The organism is Methylosinus sp. LW3, assembly GCF_000527115.1.
Lineage (GTDB): Bacteria > Pseudomonadota > Alphaproteobacteria > Rhizobiales > Beijerinckiaceae > Methylosinus.
Window position 1 is genome coordinate 3,274,620 of the sequence record NZ_AZUO01000001.1, and the last position, 17,724, is coordinate 3,292,343.

Consider the following 17,724-nt stretch of genomic DNA (forward strand, 5'->3'; position numbering starts at 1 on the left):
TTTACAGCTTTGGCGAGCCGAGCCGCCAGCGGGCGATCTCGGCGGCGGAAAGAAGGTGAACGCGATCCGGCGAGGTGCGCTCCGCCAATGCGATGAGATCGCGGCTGACGCCCATGGAATCGCTGTAGCGGGTGAGCGTGCGGCGCATCCCGCCATCGTCGTAGCGGCGCTCGCGCAGCGTCTCGCCGCTCGTCGGATCGACGCCATCGACATAATTGAACATGCGATGGACGCCGACGCGGCTCTGGCGCGGGATCACCCGCTTGCGGCCGCCCATTAGCGCATAGACGCAGGCGGAATAGCAGCGGCCGGAAACCAGCGCGCCGCTCGCCGGCTCGACGCGGGCGACGATCACCGCCATGCCGAGGCGGCGCAGCGCCTGGCCGAGCTGCATGGAGGCGAGCACACGGCCGCCGGGCGAGTCGAGCAGCACGATGCTGCGCAGCTCGGTCTCGCGTCCCTGCTCGCGCAGAAAGCCCACAAAAGCGTCGGCCGTGTCCTCGACGATCTCGCCCTCCGCCACGATGACGCGCGGGCAATGGTCGGCGCAGCGGGCGTTCGCCGTCGTCGCGAGATGGAACGACATCTCCTCGGCGCGGGCCGAAGGCGCCGCGAGCAATGCGGCCATGGCGAGGAGAAGGACGAAATTTCGGCTCATGCTCTCGGCGCTGCGTCTCTCATCCCTTGCGGCCAACTCCCGCCCTTCCGCGCGCTCCCGGCGCGGCCGAATGACGGGGTCTCTCCCGAGCGCGGCGTGGTGGGCGGTGACGGGCTCGAACCGCCGACATTCTCGGTGTAAACGAGACGCTCTACCAACTGAGCTAACCGCCCGCGCGCCGACCGGGATCGACGCCGCATTGTTTACGGGAGGGCGCCCCCTCCGCGCAAGACGCGTTGCGCAGGCGTTTTGAAACGACAATGCCGCCGGCGACGTTCGCGCCCCGGCGGCGAGCCTAGAAATCCGGTCGAAAGGGGGAATCGGCGCGGCAGGCCAGCCTTGCTCGGCTCACTTGGTCTTGTTGAGCGCCGCTTTGAGCGTGGCGCCGGGCTTGAAACGGGCGCTCTTGGAAGCGGGGATCTTGATCTCTTCGCCGGTCGCGGGATTACGGCCCTTGCCGGCCGCGCGCTTCTTGACCGAAAAGGTGCCGAAACCAACGAGACGCACCTCTTCGCCCTTCTTGAGGGCCAAAGTGATGCCGTCGATCACTGCGTCGATGGCGGCGGCGGCGGCGGCCTTCGAGGTTTCGGTCGCCTCGGCGACGTGCTCGACCAGTTCCAATTTATTGACCATGGTCTCATCCCTTCTGCTTCCGCCGGGAGCCGGTCGTCGACACGGGCTGAGCGCCGAAAATCGAGCGGCGTCGAATCGTTCGGACCCGGCACAGAGGAGTGATGTGCCGGAATGTCAGCAAAAGCAAGGGTTAGAAGAAAAGGCGCCGCCGGAATCCCTGGAATTCCGGACGCCTGAGAGCGAGACTATGGGGAAATCTGCGGAAAGCCGGGCTTCGAGCGGCCGAGCCCGAGGGCGGCGGCCCCTCCCCCGCGGCAGAGCCGCAGGCAGAGGGGCCGAAGCCTTCAGTGGGCGCGCACGCCGGCCGCGTCGTCCTCGACGACCGCCTTGGCGATCTGAGCCGTGGGCTCCTCCCAGACGATCGGCGTCGGCTGACGCACGAGCGCATGGGCGAGCACCTCGTCCATTCGAGACACCGGCACGACCTCGAGGCCATTCTTCACCGAGTCCGGAATATCGGCCAAATCCTTGGCGTTCTCTTCCGGGATCAGCACCTTCTTGAGGCCGCCGCGCAGCGCCGCGAGCAGCTTCTCCTTCAGGCCGCCGATCGGCAGCACGCGGCCGCGCAGCGTGATCTCGCCGGTCATGGCGATGTCGCGGCGCACCGGAATGCCGGTGAGGATCGAAACGATCGTCGTCGCCATCGCCGTGCCGGCCGAGGGGCCGTCCTTGGGCGTCGCGCCTTCCGGCACATGCACATGGATGTCGCGGCGGTCGAACAAAGGCGGCTCGATGCCGAAATCGACAGCGCGGGAGCGCACATAAGAGGCGGCCGCGGAGATCGACTCCTTCATCACCTCCTGCAGATTGCCGGTCACGGTCATCTTGCCCTTGCCGGGCATCATCACGCCTTCGATCGTCAGCAGCTCGCCGCCGACGCCGGTGACGGCGAGGCCGGTGACGACGCCCACCTGATCCTCGAGCTCCGCCTCGCCGTAGCGATATTTGTGGACGCCGAGATAGTCGGTGATGTTGTCATTGGTGACGTGGACCTTCTTGCCCTTTTCCTTGGACAGCAGGATTTCCTTCACCGCCTTGCGGGCGAGATTGGAGAGTTCGCGCTCGAGATTACGCACGCCGGCTTCCCGCGTGTAGCGGCGCACCAGCGTCAGCAGCGCTTCGTCGTCGATCGACCATTCGTCGGCGGCGAGGCCATGCTTCTTGACCGCGTTCGGAATGAGATGCTTGCGCGCGATCTCGGCCTTCTCGTCCTCCGTGTAGCCGGCGATACGGATGAGCTCCATGCGGTCCATCAAGGGCGCAGGGATGTTCAGCGTGTTCGACGTCGTCACGAACATGACATTGGACAGGTCGTAATCGACCTCGAGATAGTGATCCGCGAAAGTGGCGTTCTGCTCCGGATCGAGCACCTCGAGCAGAGCGGACGACGGATCGCCGCGGAAATCCATGCCCATCTTGTCGATCTCGTCGAGCAGGAAGAGCGGGTTGGACGTCTTCGCCTTGCGCATCGACTGGATGATCTTGCCGGGCATGGAGCCGATATAGGTGCGGCGATGGCCGCGGATCTCCGCCTCATCGCGCACGCCGCCGAGCGACATACGCACGAACTCGCGGCCCGTGGCCTTGGCGATCGACTTGCCGAGCGAGGTCTTGCCGACGCCGGGCGGGCCGACGAGGCACAGGATCGGGCCGGTCAGCTTATTGGCGCGGCTCTGCACGGCGAGATATTCGAGAATGCGCTCCTTGACCTTCTCCAGGCCGAAGTGATCGGAGTCGAGAACGCCCTGCGCAGCCTCGAGATCGCGCTTGATCTTGGACTTCTTGCCCCAGGGCAGCGCCAGCACCCAATCGAGATAATTGCGCACCACCGTCGCTTCCGCGGACATGGGCGACATCTGACGCAGCTTCTTGAACTCGGCGACAGCCTTGTCGCGCGCCTCCTTGGAGAGCTTGGTGTTCTTGATGCGCTCCTCGAGCTCGGCGAGATCGTCCTTGCCGTCCTCGTCGCCCAGCTCCTTCTGGATCGCCTTCATCTGCTCGTTGAGATAGTACTCGCGCTGCGTCTTCTCCATCTGGCGCTTGACGCGCGTGCGGATGCGCTTCTCCACCTGCAGCACGGAGATCTCGCTCTCCATCAGCGCGAGGCATTTCTCGAGACGCTTGGCGACGGCGATCGTCTCCAGCACGTCCTGCTTCTCGGCGATCTTCACCGAGAGATGCGAGGCGACCGTGTCGGCGAGCTTGGAGAAATCGTCGATCTGCGTGACCGCAGCGGCGATCTCCGGCGAGACCTTCTTGTTGAGCTTCACATAAGAGTCGAACTCGGCGATGACGGAGCGGCCGAGCGCCTCCACCTCGACGGGCTGATCGATCTCGTCGCCGAGCGCCTCGGCGTCGGCCTCGTGATATTCATCGACGCGCGTGTAGTTGCGCACCTTGGCGCGGCCGACGCCTTCCACCAGCACTTTGACAGTGCCGTCGGGCAGCTTCAGCAGCTGAAGCACGGAAGCGAGCGTGCCGATGGAATAGATCGCGTCGGGAGCCGGATCGTCGTCGCCCGCATTCTTCTGCGTCGCGAGCAGAATGAGCCGCTCGGATTTCGTCACCTCTTCCAGCGCGCGGATCGACTTGTCGCGCGCGACGAAGAGCGGAACGATCATATGCGGAAAGACCACTATGTCGCGCAGCGGCAGAACCGGATAACTGTCGATTGCGCCGGGAACGATGGAATTGCGCTTTTCGTTCGTCATATCTTTTTTCCTGTTCCGTTTCGCTCCCCGCAGGGGAAGCGGGGCGAGGCGACGCTCTGACGCAAAGGGACGCTTCTGACGTTAAAGGGACGCTTGCAAGTTCCAGGCCCGACGCTCCGGCGGAAATCCGCCTTCCGAGAGACCCGCTCACGCACGAACGGCGTCGAAGGCGACTACGCAACAAATGGGCCTAGCGGCAGAACGATTCAAGATACTGGAAAAGCAGACGTATCTGGCAGAAAGGGCGGGGGCTGCGAAAGAAGTCGCGCTCCCCCGCCCAAAAAAGCGTCAGGCGCTCGCGCCGCCGCTCTTCTCGTTGCGCTCTGCATAAATGTAGAGCGGACGCGCCTTGCCCTCGACCACCTCGGGGCCGATGACGACCTGCTCGACGCCCTCGAGGCCCGGCAGCTCGAACATGGTGTCGAGCAGAATGCCTTCCATGATGGAGCGAAGGCCGCGCGCGCCAGTGTGACGCTCGATCGCCTTGCGGGCGACGGAAGACAGCGCCTCGTCCTGGAAGGTGAGCTCGGTGCTCTCCATCTCGAACAGCCGTTGATACTGCTTGACCAGCGCATTCTTCGGCTCGGTGAGGATGCGCTTCAGCGCCTCCTCGTCGAGATCCTCGAGCGTCGCGATCACCGGCAGACGGCCGACGAATTCCGGAATCAATCCGAACTTCAGCAGATCCTCCGGCTGCACATGGCGGAAGATGTCGCCCGTGCGGCGCTCGTCCGGCGCCTGCACATTGGCGCCGAAGCCGATGGAGGTGCCCCGACCGCGCGAGGAGATGATCTTCTCGAGGCCGGCGAAGGCGCCGCCGCAGATGAAGAGGATGTTGGTCGTGTCGACCTGCAGAAACTCCTGCTGCGGATGCTTGCGCCCGCCCTGCGGCGGCACGGAGGCGATGGTGCCTTCCATGATCTTCAGCAGCGCCTGCTGCACGCCCTCGCCCGACACATCGCGCGTGATCGACGGGTTGTCGGATTTGCGCGAGATCTTGTCGATCTCGTCGACATAGACGATGCCGCGCTGCGCGCGCTCGACATTATAGTCGGAGGCCTGCAGCAGCTTGAGGATGATGTTCTCGACATCCTCGCCGACATAGCCCGCTTCGGTGAGCGTCGTTGCGTCGGCCATGGTGAAGGGCACATCGAGGATGCGCGCCAGCGTCTGCGCCAGCATCGTCTTGCCGACGCCCGTCGGGCCGATGAGCAGAATGTTGGATTTCGCCAGCTCGACGTCGCCATGCTTGGCGGCATGGTTGAGGCGCTTGTAGTGATTATGCACGGCGACAGACAGCACGCGCTTGGCCTGCGCCTGGCCGATCACATAATCGTCGAGGACCTTGCAGATTTCACGCGGCGTCGGAATGCCGTCGCGCTGCTTGACGATGGACTTGTTCTCCTCGCGGATGATGTCCATGCAGAGCTCGACGCATTCGTCGCAGATGAAAACCGTCGGACCGGCGATGAGCTTGCGCACCTCATGCTGGCTCTTGCCACAAAATGAGCAGTAGAGCGTGTTCTTCGAATCGCTGCTGCCGACCTTGCTCATGTCTCGTCTCCTGACCGATCGGCCCGCTGTGGCGAATCGAACCAACCTCACTCGATATCAGCGAGGGCCTAACAAAAGGTGCAAACAGGCTTCGCCCGCCGCTCTCCCCCGTCCCCCAGCCTCCGGCGTCTACCGCGGATGCCAGTCTATAAGTCCCGGCCCGCAATGCAACCACGACGCCCGCATATAAATCAAGCAAGAATCGCGCCTTGGGAAGAGGGCCTGCGCCTTTTCTCGGCGCCTCCCCCTTCTAAATAGTAAATTCCCTGGAAATCAAGCTCTTGACCCAGGGCGTCGCCGAATGTGCGACAGTCTCGAGACGTTACGTTCTCAGTTTTTTGGCGACAGGATTCAAGCGGAGCCTATACGCGTCCGGCATTCCCGAGCCGAGCAGAGGACGCAGATAAAGCCGGAAGGCGTCAGTGACATCCGTGCCATCCGCTGTCAGAAATTCGGCCGGCATCACCTTGGTCTTGCCGGCGACCTCCACGAGCGGCGTGAGCCGATAATCCACAGAGTAGAATCCCGTGCGGTGAATCGTCACGGAGCCGTCGCGATCGCCCCATAGCGCGAACTGCACCGCCTTCTCGCCGACCTCGCGCGCCTCGCGCTGATCCACATCGGAGACGCAGCCGACGAAGCTGCGCTGCACATAGCCGAAAGTGTCGGCGCGCACGCGCTTCAAGCCGAGCTTCGTCTTGACGAGCTCGGTCAGCATATCGGCGAGAGCGCCGCCGCCCAGATGCACATTGCCATGCGCGTCCTTCTCCACCTGCTCGGCGAGCTTGACCGCGATCGGCGTATGGTTCTCGTCGGAGATTCCCTCCGAGACGGCCACGACGCAGCGCCCATATTTGTCCATCGTCGCTTTGACGTCGGCGAGAAAACGCTCCGTGTCGAAGGCGCGCTCGGGCACATAGATGAGATGCGGTCCGTCGTCCGGGAATTTCTTGCCGAGCGCGGAGGCGGCGGTCAGAAAGCCGGCATGGCGGCCCATGACCACGGCGATATAGACGCCGGGCAGCGCCCAATTGTCGAGATTGGCGCCGGCGAAGGCCTGTGCGACCCAGCGCGCCGCGGAGGGAAAGCCCGGCGTATGATCGTTGATCATCAGATCATTGTCGATCGTCTTCGGAATATGCACGACGCGCAGCGGATAATCGGCCTTGATGGCTTCCTCGGAAACGATGCGCACCGTGTCGGAGCTGTCGTTTCCGCCAATATAGAAGAAGCAGCCGATCTCATGCGCGCGCAGCACCTCGAAGATCTCGTGGCAATATTTGAGATCGGGCTTGTCGCGCGTCGAGCCCAGCGCCGAGGAAGGCGTGCAGGCGACCATCTCGAGATTATGCGTCGTCTCTTGCGTCAGATCGACGAAATCCTCATTCACGATGCCGCGCACGCCGTGATAGGCGCCATAGACGCGATCCACCGCGCGGAACTTGCGCGACTCCAGCACGGCGCCGACGAGAGACTGATTGATGACGGCGGTCGGTCCGCCGCCTTGCGCGATGAGGACCTTGGAGAAATCGATCTTCGACACGAGGAATGCTCCGAGAGAGTAGTCAGTCGTGAGTGACGAGCAGCGGCGAGCGAGCGTGAGTTACGCCGCTCACCACCCGCTGCTCATTGCGTTTCTCACACCAATGCGCCGTGGCAGTGCTTGAACTTCTTGCCCGAGCCGCAGGGGCAGGGCTCGTTGCGGCCGACCTTGCCCCAGGTCGCGGGGTTCGCGGGATCGCGCGCGGCCTCGGCCTCCGCCACGCCGCCGCTCGTCGCCTGCGACGAAAAATCGGCGGCGGCAAGGCGGGCGTTGAGCTCGGCGAGCGCGCTCTCTCCGCCGCCGGCCGCGTTCGGGTCAGGATGCACATATTCCATCGGCGGCAATTCGGCCGGGGTCGGCGGCGCCTCGAATGAAACCTCGACGCGCATCAGCTGCGAGACGACGGTCTCGTCCCAATGCGTCATCAGGCTACGGAACAGCTCGAGCGCCTCGGACTTATATTCGTTGAGCGGATCGCGCTGCGCCAGGCCGCGCCAGCCGATCACCTGACGGAGATGATCGAGCACGACGAGATGATCGCGCCACAGATGATCGAGCGCCTGCAGCACCACCTGCTTCTCGATCATGCGCGAGAGCTGCTCGGTGTTGCGCTCGACGCGCTCGGCATAGGACCGGTTCGCCGCGGTGAGCAGGCGCTCCTTGATCTCCTCGTCGGCGATGCCTTCTTCCTTCGCCCAATCCTCGATCGGCAGATCGAGATTGAGCTGCGCGCGCGCCGCCTCGGCGAGCCCTTCGACGTCCCAGGCCTCGGCATAGGCATTCGGCGGAATGTGCTTCGTGACGAGCTCGGCGACGACATCCTCGCGCATCTCGTTCACCGTCTCCTCGACGCTCTCCTCCGCCATGATCTCGCGCCGGCGCTCGAAGATCACCTTGCGCTGGTCGTTCATGACATTGTCGAACTTGAGGATGTTCTTGCGAATGTCGAAGTTGCGCGCCTCGACCTTGTGCTGCGCCTTCTCCAGCGCCTTGTTGATCCAGGGATGGACGATCGCCTCGCCCTCCTGCAGGCCGAGCTTCACCAGCATCGACTCCATGCGCTCGGAGCCGAAGATGCGCATGAGATCGTCTTGCAGCGACAGGAAGAATTTCGAGCGGCCGGGATCGCCCTGACGGCCCGAGCGGCCGCGCAGCTGATTGTCGATGCGGCGGCTCTCGTGGCGCTCCGTGCCGATGATGTAGAGGCCGCCGGCGGCCAGCGCCTTCTCCTTGAAATCGGAGACCTCGGCGCGAATTTCCGTCTCCTTCGCCTCGAGCGCGGCGCCCTCGAGCCCGGCGCATTCCTGCGAGACGCGCATTTCGATGTTGCCGCCGAGCTGAATGTCGGTGCCGCGGCCGGCCATGTTGGTGGCGATGGTGATCGCGCCCGGCACGCCGGCCTCGGCGACGATATAGGCCTCCTGCTCGTGGAAGCGCGCGTTGAGCACGGCGAATTGCCGCGACGGCTGGCCGCTGCGCGCCGCCTCATAGAGCTTGGCGAGCGCCTTGGTCGGCTCGGAGAAGTCGATCTGCTTATAGCCCTTGGAGAGCAGGAATTCGGCGAGCTGCTCGGACTTCTCGATCGACGTCGTGCCGACGAGCAGCGGCTGCATCTTGGCGTTCGCCTCCTCGATCTCGTGCGCGATGGCGTCGAGCTTCTCGCGGCCGGTGCGATAGACCTCGTCGTCCTCGTCGATACGCTGCACCGGGCGATTGGTCGGAATCTCGATGACGTCGAGCTTGTAGATCTCGGCGAACTCGTCGGCCTCCGTCGAGGCCGTGCCGGTCATGCCGGCGAGCTTCTCATAGAGGCGGAAATAATTCTGGAAGGTGATGGAGGCGAGCGTGACGTTCTCGGGCTGGACCGCCTGCCGCTCCTTGGCCTCGAGCGCCTGATGCAGCCCTTCCGAATAGCGCCGGCCCGGCATCATGCGGCCGGTGAACTCGTCGATGATGACGACCTCGCCCTTGCGGACGATGTAATCCTTGTCGCGCTGAAACAGCTTGTGCGCGCGCAAGCCTTGATTGACATGGTGAACGAGCGTGACGTTCTGCGCCTCGTAGAGCGCGCCGTCGGCGAGCACGCCGGCCTCGGCCAGCAGCTCCTCCATATGCTCATTGCCGGCCTCCGTCAGATTGACGGTGCGCTGCTTCTCGTCGAGCTCGTAATCTTCCTTGTCGAGCTTGGGGATCAGCTTGTCTATGGCGTTGTAGAGATCGGATTTGTCGTCCGAATGGCCAGAGATGATGAGCGGCGTGCGCGCCTCGTCGATGAGGATCGAATCCACCTCGTCGACGATGGCGTAGACATGCGGGCGCTGCACCATTTGCGCCAGCTCATATTTCATATTGTCGCGCAGATAGTCGAAGCCGAACTCGTTATTGGTGCCGTAGGTGATGTCGCTGGCGTAGGCTTCGGCGCGGTCCTCGTCGGAAATATCATGGACGATGACGCCGACGCTGAGGCCGAGGAAGCGATAGACCCGGCCCATCCATTCGGCGTCGCGGCGGGCGAGATAGTCGTTGACGGTGACGACATGGACGCCGCGGCTGGGCAGCGCGTTGAGATAAACCGCGAGCGTCGCCACCAGCGTCTTGCCCTCGCCGGTGCGCATCTCGGCGATGGCGCCCTCGTGCAGGACCATGCCGCCGATCAGCTGGACGTCGAAATGCCTCTGGCCGAGCACGCGCTTGGCCGCCTCGCGGACGGTGGCGAAGGCCGGAACGAGCAGATCGTCGAGTCGCGCGCCGTTCGCGAGCTGTTCGCGGAACGCCTCGGTGCGCCCGCGCAGCGCCTCATCGGACAAAGCAGCGAGCTCGGGTTCCAAAGCGTTGATCGCCTTGACCTTCGGCTGATAGGTCTTGAGCCGGCGGTCGTTGGCCGAGCCGAAAATCTTCTTGGCGAGAGCGCCGAGCATGCGCAAACCTTTCTAGATGAGCCTCCGGCGATGAGCCGGCGGAGGCCGCCTTTTCGCACATGTTCCTTTCGATTTGCCAATTTCTTTTCGAAAGGTCGGCGGGCGCGGCCGCGCGCTCGCGCTCACGGTTGCGGCGCGACGACGGGCGAGAGATAAGAGGCGGCCGAACCCTTGTCAATGTAAGGGGAAGCTTACCCGAGAGGGCGAGATCAGCGCTTTGGAACCAGCAGCGGCTCATAGTCCCTGGCGCCCCAGAGGACATGCAGGACAACCACCGCCTCGTCCAAGACTTGATAGAAAATCAAATAATTGCCGTGGACCAGTCGGCGAATGCCGCTCGCTTCTCGACCTGCGAGCAGAGGATAGGCCAGAGGCGTCGCCGGCAATGCGCGGCAGCGCGCTTCGAGCTCTTCGACGAAGGTGAACGCCCGCGCAGGGCTGTCATGCGCGATAAAATCGCCGATCTGGAGAAGATCGGCGCGCGCCTCGGCCGAGAAGACGAGCTTCATTCCTGGCGAGGACCCGCTCGGCCGCCATAGCGCGAGCGAAGCTCGGCGAACACCTCGTCGGCGGGACGCGTGCGACCGGCTCGAGCGTCGGCGAGGCCGCGCTGCAACGCGGCGTCCAGCTTCGCCATTCGGTCTTCGCGCTCTTGGAGCAGCCGGACTCCTTCGCGGATCACCTCGCTCTTGGAGCGATAGCGGCCGCTCGACACCAGAAGGTCGATCGCGCTCTCCAGGTCCCGCTCGAGCGAAAGGTTGCTAGGCATCGCATGTCTCCTTGCCGACGATTATGACAAAGCGTGAGAGGCTTTGCAAAACGCGCTCACTCCGGCGCCTCCTCGATCCGCCGGAACGGCTGCGGCAGCCGGCCCTGCTCCAACAGTCTCGAGAACAGCCGCAGCCCGGCCGGCTCATTGCCATTGGGATGCACCAGCACGATGGAGCCGTCCCGCGGCGGCGGCGACAGCACCAGCCAGGCGTCCGCGCCGAGCGCGATCAGATGGCGGCGGCGCAGCTCCTCCATCAGCCGCGCGTCGGCGACGAGGCCGGGGAAGCGGAAAAACGCCGAGGGCGTCGCGCCGCGCTCGATCAGCAGCCGCTCCACCCGGAAAATCTCCGCGTCGAGATCGACGCCCGGCCGCAGCAGATAATTCTGCCCATCCGCGAGGCGGGGAACATAAGGGTGGCTGTAGGAATGGCCGACCCAGTCGATCCGCAGCGTTCCGCTCGCCGCCTCATCCATCAGCCAGTCGAAATCCGCCCCATGGCGCTCGATCCAGAGCCCCGACACGGAGAGCGCGACCGGCGCGCCGGGGGCGAGCTCGGCCAGGCGGCGCAGAAAGTCGCGGTCGAGCGGTCGCTGGCTCGGGCAGAGATCGCCGGTCAGAAAAGAGCCCGCCCCCGCCCCATGGCCGAGCCCCGCGCTGATCGACAGGCTGCGGCCGGCGGCGGCGAGGCGCGGCTCGTCGGGATCGCCCGTCCGCGGCCGCAAGGCGCGCAAAAAGCGCGTGTCCTTCTGCTCCGCCTCGGTCGTCTCCCGGCAGCGCCAAACGCTCTCCGCCTCGAGACTCGTCTCCAGCGTCGCCGGATCGACCGTCAGCGCGACCGCCTCGCCGTCGAGCCGCATGCGGCGAATGGCGAGGCGCTTCTCGCCCGCCGGCCCATGGCATTCGAGAAAGACAGGCCGATAATCCGCGAGACGGCGCGCCGTCTCCCGCGCCTCGGCGCGCGGCGCGATTGCGGCGAGAGCGGCGAGCGCCCAGAATAAAAGCGCCGCGTTCCTTCGCGGGGGATGGCCCATGACCGACAAAACTCCTCTCCAAAACAATTCGGCCGCCGCGGAGACGCTTTCCGTCGTCTTCCACGATCTCGCCCGCGAGAGCCCGGCCGTCGCGGCGGCGCTCGGCGGCGAGATCGCCGCGAGCTTCCGCCCCCGCGACGAGGCGCCCTTCTCCATCATCGCCCATGACGAGAAGGGCGCGCTGATCGGCGGGCTCAACGGCGTCTCGCACTGGCGCTGGCTCTATATAAGGCACTTATGGGTCGCGCCGGAGCGTCGCGGCATAGGTCTCGGGACCGCCCTGCTGCGCCGCGCGGAGGCGGAAGCCCGTGCGCGCGCCTGCCTCGGCCTCTATATCGACAGTTTCGATCCGCGCGCGGCGGCGCTCTATGAGCGCTTCGGCTTCACCCGCTTCGGCGAGATCGCCGATTTTCCGCCCGGCCATAGCCGCATGTTCTTCTCCAAGAGGATCGCCGGCGCATGACGGAAACAACCGCCATGGTCCTGCGGCGGCCGGGAACGCCGCTGGAAGCCGAGCGCCGCCCCCTGCCCCGCCCCGGCCCCGGCGAATTGCTGCTCGAGGTCGAGGCCTGCGGCGTCTGCCGCACCGATCTCCATGTCGTCGACGGCGAGCTCGAGCATCCGAAACTGCCGATCGTTCCTGGCCATGAGATCGTCGGCCGCGTGGCGGCGATCGGCGCCGGCGTCACGGGCTTCGCTGTTGGAGAGCGAGTCGGCGTCCCCTGGCTCGGCCGCACTTGCGGCTGCTGCCCCTATTGCTCCAGCGGCCGCGAGAATCTCTGCGACGATCCGCTCTTCACCGGCTACACGCGCGACGGCGGCTACGCCACGCATACGGTCGCCGACGCTTCCTATTGCTTCCCGATGCCGTCCGATGGCGATGCGGCGGCTCTGGCGCCGCTGCTCTGCGCCGGGCTCATCGGCTGGCGCTCGCTGAAGATGACCGGCGACGCGCGCGATATCGGCATTTACGGCTTCGGCGCCGCGGCGCATATCGTCGCGCAAGTCGCGATCGCGCAGGGGCGGCGCATCTTCGCCTTCGTGCGCCCCGGCGATGTGGCGGCGCGCGATTTCGCGCTCTCGCTCGGCGCCGTCTGGGCCGGCGGCTCCGACGACACGCCGCCGGAAAAGCTCGACGCCGCGATCATCTTCGCGCCCGTCGGCGCGCTGGTTCCGCGCGCGCTCGCAGCGGTGCGCAAAGGCGGAATCGTCGTCTGCGGCGGCATTCACATGAGCGACATTCCCGCTTTTCCCTATTCGCTGCTGTGGGAGGAGCGCCGGCTGGTCTCCGTCGCCAATCTCACGCGCGAGGACGCGCGCGAATTTCTGGCGCTCGCGCCGCAGATTGGAATCGACACGCATGTCGTGCGCTATCCGCTGACTGCGGCCAATGAAGCGCTCGCGGATTTGCGCGAGGGGCGTCTGCAAGGCGCGGCGGTGCTGATTCCGTGAGGCCTACTCCTTCTCCTGCAAAGCGGGAGAGGGCTGCAGAGAGGGCTGTCGCGCGGCGATCTCCTGCGCGATCACACCCACCTCGTGCGTAGCATCGACTCGCGTCCATCGCATCTCGCCGAGATCATAATTGCGCTGCCGCGCCGCTATCTCCTGCGTCGCATCCGACACATCGCCCTGCCGCGCGCCGACGCGGGACACGCGAAGCGGCCCATCCGCCTCGAGCCAAAAGCCCGCGAAAGGAACGCCCACGCGCTTCGCCGCCTCCTCCAGCGCATCGCGCTCGCTCTCGCGCGCATAAACGGCGTCGACGATGACGCACCAGCCGAAAGAGGCGACGCGCGACGCCTCATTCTGCATCGCCTCATAGACCCGCGCGGAAACGGCCGCCGTATAGGCCTCCTGCGGCAGCGGCGATGTAGGCGCAACGCCGAACAGCTTTTTGCGCAATCGATCGCTGTTGAGCGTTCGCGCGCCGGGCGCGGCGCCGACGAGCGGAGCCAAAGCCGCCGCGACGCTGGACTTGCCGGAGCCGCTGAGCCCGCCGATCGCGACGATGCGCGGCGTCGCGGGCCGCAGAAGCGCGCGCGAGAGATCGAAATAATCGCGCGTCTCCTCGTTCAGGGCAGCATGATCTGCGTCGGCGTCGAGCGCGCGCGCGGCGGCGACATCGGCGCGGATCGCAGCGCGCAGAGCCATGAAAAAGGGCAGCAGCGGTAGCCCCTCCACCTCGTCGCAATTATCCAGATAGCGATTGAGCGCGAAAGCGGCGAGCGCATCCAGTCCCCGCCGGCGCAGATCCATCAGCAGAAAAGCGAGGTCGTAGAGAACATCGATCGTCGCAAGATCGTCGGAGAATTCGATGCAATCGAATGGCGTCGGCTCGCCGTCGACGAGGCAGATGTTGCGCAGGGTGAGATCGCCATGGCAACGCCGCACCTTGCCGGCGTCGCGCCGACGATCGAGCAGCGCGCCATGCGTCTGCGCCACAGCGCGCAGCTCATCGGCGAGCGCACGGCGCTCCTGCGCCGAGACAACGGGCGATTTGGCGAGCGAGCTCGCATCGCCGAGATCGAGCAGCGAGGCCATGACCAAAGCGCCGCCGCGCCCTTCGATCACTTCCGCGCCATCGTGAAATTGCGCTATGCGCGCGGCGAGACGCTCGACGAGCGGCGCAGAGAGACGGCTGGCGACGGCGAGATTATCGAGGAGATTTTCTTCCTCGAAGCGCCGCATCTCGACGACGGCGTCGATGAGCGCGCCATCGCCGTCGAAACACAGCGCGCCATCGCCCCCGCGCGTGATGCGGCGCACGGCGAGATAGAGCTGCGGCGCCGTGCGGCGGTTGAGCGCGTATTCGCGCTCGCACATCGCCGAGCGAATCTGCGGCGTATGAAAATCGAGATAGGGGAAGACGACGTCGCGCTTGAGCTTATAGACGCGCTCCTTCGTCAGCACGACGATCGAGATGTGCGTTACGATCGTCCGCGCGTCCTCGCCCTGCGCCATGAGAAAGCGGACGGTCTCTTCCTGCGCGCCGAATGTCATGATCCGAGGGCTCCCGAAATCTCGCAGAACGCGCGCCCCTTCTCCCACTTGTGGGAGAAGGTGGCCCTCGCGTCAGCGAGGGTCGGATGAGGGCTCACGACCGCATTCGGATTACTCGTCATTTTCGCTGTCATTCGCAGCGAGCCCTCATCCGACCCGACTACGTCGGGCCGCCTTCTCCCGCGAGCGGGAGAAGGAGTCGCGCACCGAGATTTCGCAAATGACTTCGCGCTCATCACATTCCCCATTTCTTCACGAACCAGCTCTTCACCAAATGCGCCAGCACCGAATAGCAGATCAGGAATGAGAAAATCGCCGGCCAATAGAGCGGCGGCAGCGGCGTGAAGCCGAAGACGCCGGCGATCGGCGAAAAGGGAAGCGCCGCGCCGATGAGGCAGACGACGAGCGTCGTCAGCAGCAGCGCATTGCTCGCGCGGCTCTCGATGAAGGGAATCCGCGCTGTGCGGATGATGTGGATGATGAGCGTCTGCGTCAGCAGCGATTCGACGAACCAGCCGCTCTGGAACAGCGCCGGATCGGCCAAGGCGCCGAAGCCGTAGATCATCAGCGCGAAAGTCGCATAATCGAAGATCGAGCTGATCGGCCCGACGCAGAGCACGAATTTGGCGATATTGTCTATGTCCCAGCGGCGCGGCCGCTCGAGATATTCGGCGTCGACATTATCGGTCGGGATCGCCGTCTGCGAAAAATCATAGAGCAGATTATTGGTGAGCACCTGAATCGGCGTCATCGGCAAAAAGGGCAGGAACACGCTCGCGCCGAGCACGCTGAACATATTGCCGAAGTTCGAGCTCGCGCCCATCTTGATATATTTGTTGATGTTAGCGAACACTTTGCGGCCCTCGAGCACGCCATCGCCGAGCACGGCGAGGCTCTTCTCGAGCAAAATGATATCGGCCGTCTCCTTGGCGACGTCGACCGCCGTGTCGACGGAAATGCCGACATCGGCCGCCTTCAGCGCCGGCCCGTCATTGATGCCGTCGCCGAGATAGCCGACGACATGGCCCTTGCGATGCAACGCATCAATGACCCGCGCCTTTTGCGGCGGCGACAGCTTGGCGAAAACGCTTGCCTCCGCCGCCAGCGTCGACAAGTCTTCATCACTCATCGACTCTATCTCGGACCCGAGCGCGATGCGTCCGACCTCGAGCCCCACATCCTTGCAGATCTTGCGCGTCACAATGTCATTATCGCCGGTCAAGATCTTCACCGCGACGCCGGCTTTGGCGAGCGCCGCTATGGCCGGCGCCGCGCTCTCCTTGGGCGGATCGAGAAAAGCGATATAGCCGAGCAGCGTCAACGCGGTCTCGTCGGCGACGGAAAAGCTCGTCTGCTCCGGCGGCAGCTCCTTATAGGCGACGGCGACGACGCGGAAACCATCCGCATTCAGCTCCTCGGTCTCGCGCTGCGCCGCCTCGAGATGCGAAGGATCGAGCGCGCCGCAATCTTTCGCCGTCTCATAGCGCGCCGAAATGGCGAAAAGCTCCTCCACAGCGCCTTTGCAAATGAGCAAATGCGGGCCGTCGTCGCGGCGCACGACGACGGACAGGCGGCGCCGCTCGAAGTCGAAGGGAATTTCGTCGATCTTCTCGAATTCATGATCAGGTCGCAGCGCGGTCGCCAATTCGTGATGGTCGAGCACGGCGCGATCGAGCAGATTCTTCAAGCCCGATTGAAAATGGCTGTTGAGAAAGGCGAATTCGAGAACGCGCTCCGACTCCTCGCCGAATATGTCGAGATGGCGCTTCAATATGATGCGGTCCTGCGTCAGCGTGCCGGTCTTGTCGGTGCAGAGCACATCCATCGCGCCGAAATTCTGGATGGAGTTGAGCCGCTTCACGATCACTTTCTTGCTCGCTATGGCGATCGCGCCTTTGGCGAGATTGACCGTCACGATCATCGGCAGCATTTCCGGCGTGAGGCCCACGGCGACGGAGACGGCGAAGAGCAGCGCCTCCAGCCAGTCGCCCTTGGTGACGCCATTGATGACGAACACCGCCGGCGCCATCACCGCCATGAAGCAGACCATCAGCAGCGTGAAGCGCGTTAGCCCCTTGTCGAAGCTCGTCTCGACGCGCGCGCCGGCCATTTTGTCGGCGAGCGCGCCGAGGCATGTGCGCCGTCCCGTCTCGATGACGATTGCCGTCGCATAGCCGCTGACCACATTCGCGCCCATCAGCGCGAGATTTTGCGCGGCGAAAGGATCGCTCGCCGGCGCGGCATGCGCGAATTTTTCTACCGGCATGGATTCGCCGGTCAGCGCCGATTGATTGACGAAAAGGTCCTTGGCCTCCAGCAGGCGCAGATCGGCGGGGATCATGTCGCCGGCGGAGAGGCGCACGATGTCGCCGGGCGCGAGCCGTTCGATCGGCTCCTCGACGAAATTATCCGCCGTATGCGCGCCCGGCCGGCGCACGGAGGCGTGCGTGCGCACCATCGCCTGCAAGCGCGCGGCGGCCTCGTTGGAGCGATGCTCCTGAGAAAAGGCGAGACCGACGCTCAGCACGACCATCGCCGCGATGACGACCGAAGCGCGCAAATCGCCGAGCGCGTAGGAAGCGACGGCGAGAGCGAGAAGCAGCGCGTTGAGCGGATTCTTCGCGCGGCCGGCGATCTCGCGCATCACGCTCGGGCGCCGCTCATGCGCGATGCGGTTGAGCCCGACGCGCCGCAGCCGATGCGCCGCCTCGCGCACGTTCAACCCCGCGCGCGAGCTGTGCAGGGAAACGAGAACCGCCTCGCCCTCGGCCTCCGCGGCGCGTAGCAGCGCGCCGTCGAGCTGCTTCTCATGCAGGAGGCGCGTCGCCGAAAATCGCTGGTTCATCTCTTGCAAATTCCCGATTCGGGCGGGGAGCGGAAGAAGCGAAGCTGTTTCATCGCGGG

At 64.9% G+C, this 17,724-nt stretch carries 13 protein-coding genes and 1 tRNA gene; 2 read left to right on the plus strand and 12 right to left on the minus strand.

The annotated features are described in order from the left end of the window. Position 1: 1 nt before the first annotated feature. The 10 genes from METLW3_RS0116365 to METLW3_RS0116410 form a co-directional block, all read right to left on the minus strand. Positions 2–658, minus strand: coding sequence for a hypothetical protein (locus METLW3_RS0116365; protein WP_024880934.1), 657 nt, complete (start codon positions 656–658; stop codon positions 2–4). Positions 659–755: 97 nt separating this feature from the next. Further along, positions 756–831 (minus strand) — tRNA-Val (locus METLW3_RS0116370). A 175-nt stretch (positions 832–1,006) separates the two neighbouring features. Further along, entirely contained in the window at positions 1,007–1,291 is a 285-nt protein-coding gene (locus METLW3_RS25780; protein WP_036291148.1) for an HU family DNA-binding protein, read from the minus strand. A gap of 284 nt (positions 1,292–1,575) precedes the next feature. Further along, the gene (lon, locus tag METLW3_RS0116380) at positions 1,576–4,002 is read right to left on the minus strand and encodes an endopeptidase La (RefSeq protein WP_024880936.1); all 2,427 of its coding nucleotides are present in this window, start codon (positions 4,000–4,002) and stop codon (positions 1,576–1,578) included. A 288-nt stretch (positions 4,003–4,290) separates the two neighbouring features. Further along, the gene (clpX, locus tag METLW3_RS0116385; RefSeq protein ID WP_018266556.1) at positions 4,291–5,556 is read right to left on the minus strand and encodes an ATP-dependent Clp protease ATP-binding subunit ClpX; all 1,266 of its coding nucleotides are present in this window, start codon (positions 5,554–5,556) and stop codon (positions 4,291–4,293) included. 322 nt (positions 5,557–5,878) lie between these two features. Next, a complete protein-coding gene (locus tag METLW3_RS0116390) occupies positions 5,879–7,099 on the minus strand; it encodes a 6-phosphofructokinase (protein WP_024880937.1) in 1,221 nt (406 codons plus the stop codon). A gap of 95 nt (positions 7,100–7,194) precedes the next feature. Next, positions 7,195–10,017 (minus strand): preprotein translocase subunit SecA, encoded by a 2,823-nt coding sequence (secA, locus tag METLW3_RS0116395; protein ID WP_024880938.1) that lies wholly within the window; start codon positions 10,015–10,017, stop codon positions 7,195–7,197. A 209-nt stretch (positions 10,018–10,226) separates the two neighbouring features. Further along, positions 10,227–10,526, minus strand: coding sequence for a type II toxin-antitoxin system RelE/ParE family toxin (locus METLW3_RS0116400; RefSeq protein ID WP_024880939.1), 300 nt, complete (start codon positions 10,524–10,526; stop codon positions 10,227–10,229). Further along, positions 10,523–10,786 carry a type II toxin-antitoxin system ParD family antitoxin gene (locus METLW3_RS0116405; protein ID WP_024880940.1) on the minus strand — a complete coding sequence of 88 codons (264 nt, stop codon included), beginning with the start codon at positions 10,784–10,786 and terminating at the stop codon, positions 10,523–10,525. Before METLW3_RS0116405 ends, METLW3_RS0116400 begins: the two co-directional genes overlap by 4 nt. Before the next feature lie 56 nt (positions 10,787–10,842). Then, positions 10,843–11,820 carry a polysaccharide deacetylase gene (locus tag METLW3_RS0116410; protein WP_024880941.1) on the minus strand — a complete coding sequence of 326 codons (978 nt, stop codon included), beginning with the start codon at positions 11,818–11,820 and terminating at the stop codon, positions 10,843–10,845. On the opposite strand from METLW3_RS0116410, the gene METLW3_RS0116415 reads away from it, so the two are divergent. Together METLW3_RS0116415 and METLW3_RS0116420 are read left to right on the plus strand one after the other, a co-directional pair. Then, the gene (locus METLW3_RS0116415) at positions 11,819–12,283 is read left to right on the plus strand and encodes a GNAT family N-acetyltransferase (RefSeq protein WP_024880942.1); all 465 of its coding nucleotides are present in this window, start codon (positions 11,819–11,821) and stop codon (positions 12,281–12,283) included. The genes METLW3_RS0116410 and METLW3_RS0116415 overlap by 2 nt on opposite strands. After that, positions 12,280–13,272, plus strand: coding sequence for a zinc-dependent alcohol dehydrogenase family protein (locus METLW3_RS0116420; RefSeq protein WP_024880943.1), 993 nt, complete (start codon positions 12,280–12,282; stop codon positions 13,270–13,272). Before METLW3_RS0116415 ends, METLW3_RS0116420 begins: the two co-directional genes overlap by 4 nt. A 3-nt stretch (positions 13,273–13,275) precedes the next feature. Here METLW3_RS0116420 and METLW3_RS0116425 read toward each other — a convergent pair whose 3' ends face one another. After that, positions 13,276–14,820 carry an AAA family ATPase gene (locus METLW3_RS0116425; protein WP_024880944.1) on the minus strand — a complete coding sequence of 515 codons (1,545 nt, stop codon included), beginning with the start codon at positions 14,818–14,820 and terminating at the stop codon, positions 13,276–13,278. Positions 14,821–15,055: 235 nt separating this feature from the next. Beyond that, positions 15,056–17,665: a magnesium-translocating P-type ATPase gene (gene mgtA / locus METLW3_RS0116430; RefSeq protein WP_245267390.1), complete on the minus strand. Its 2,610-nt coding sequence runs from the start codon at positions 17,663–17,665 to the stop codon at positions 15,056–15,058. Positions 17,666–17,724 lie beyond the last annotated feature (59 nt).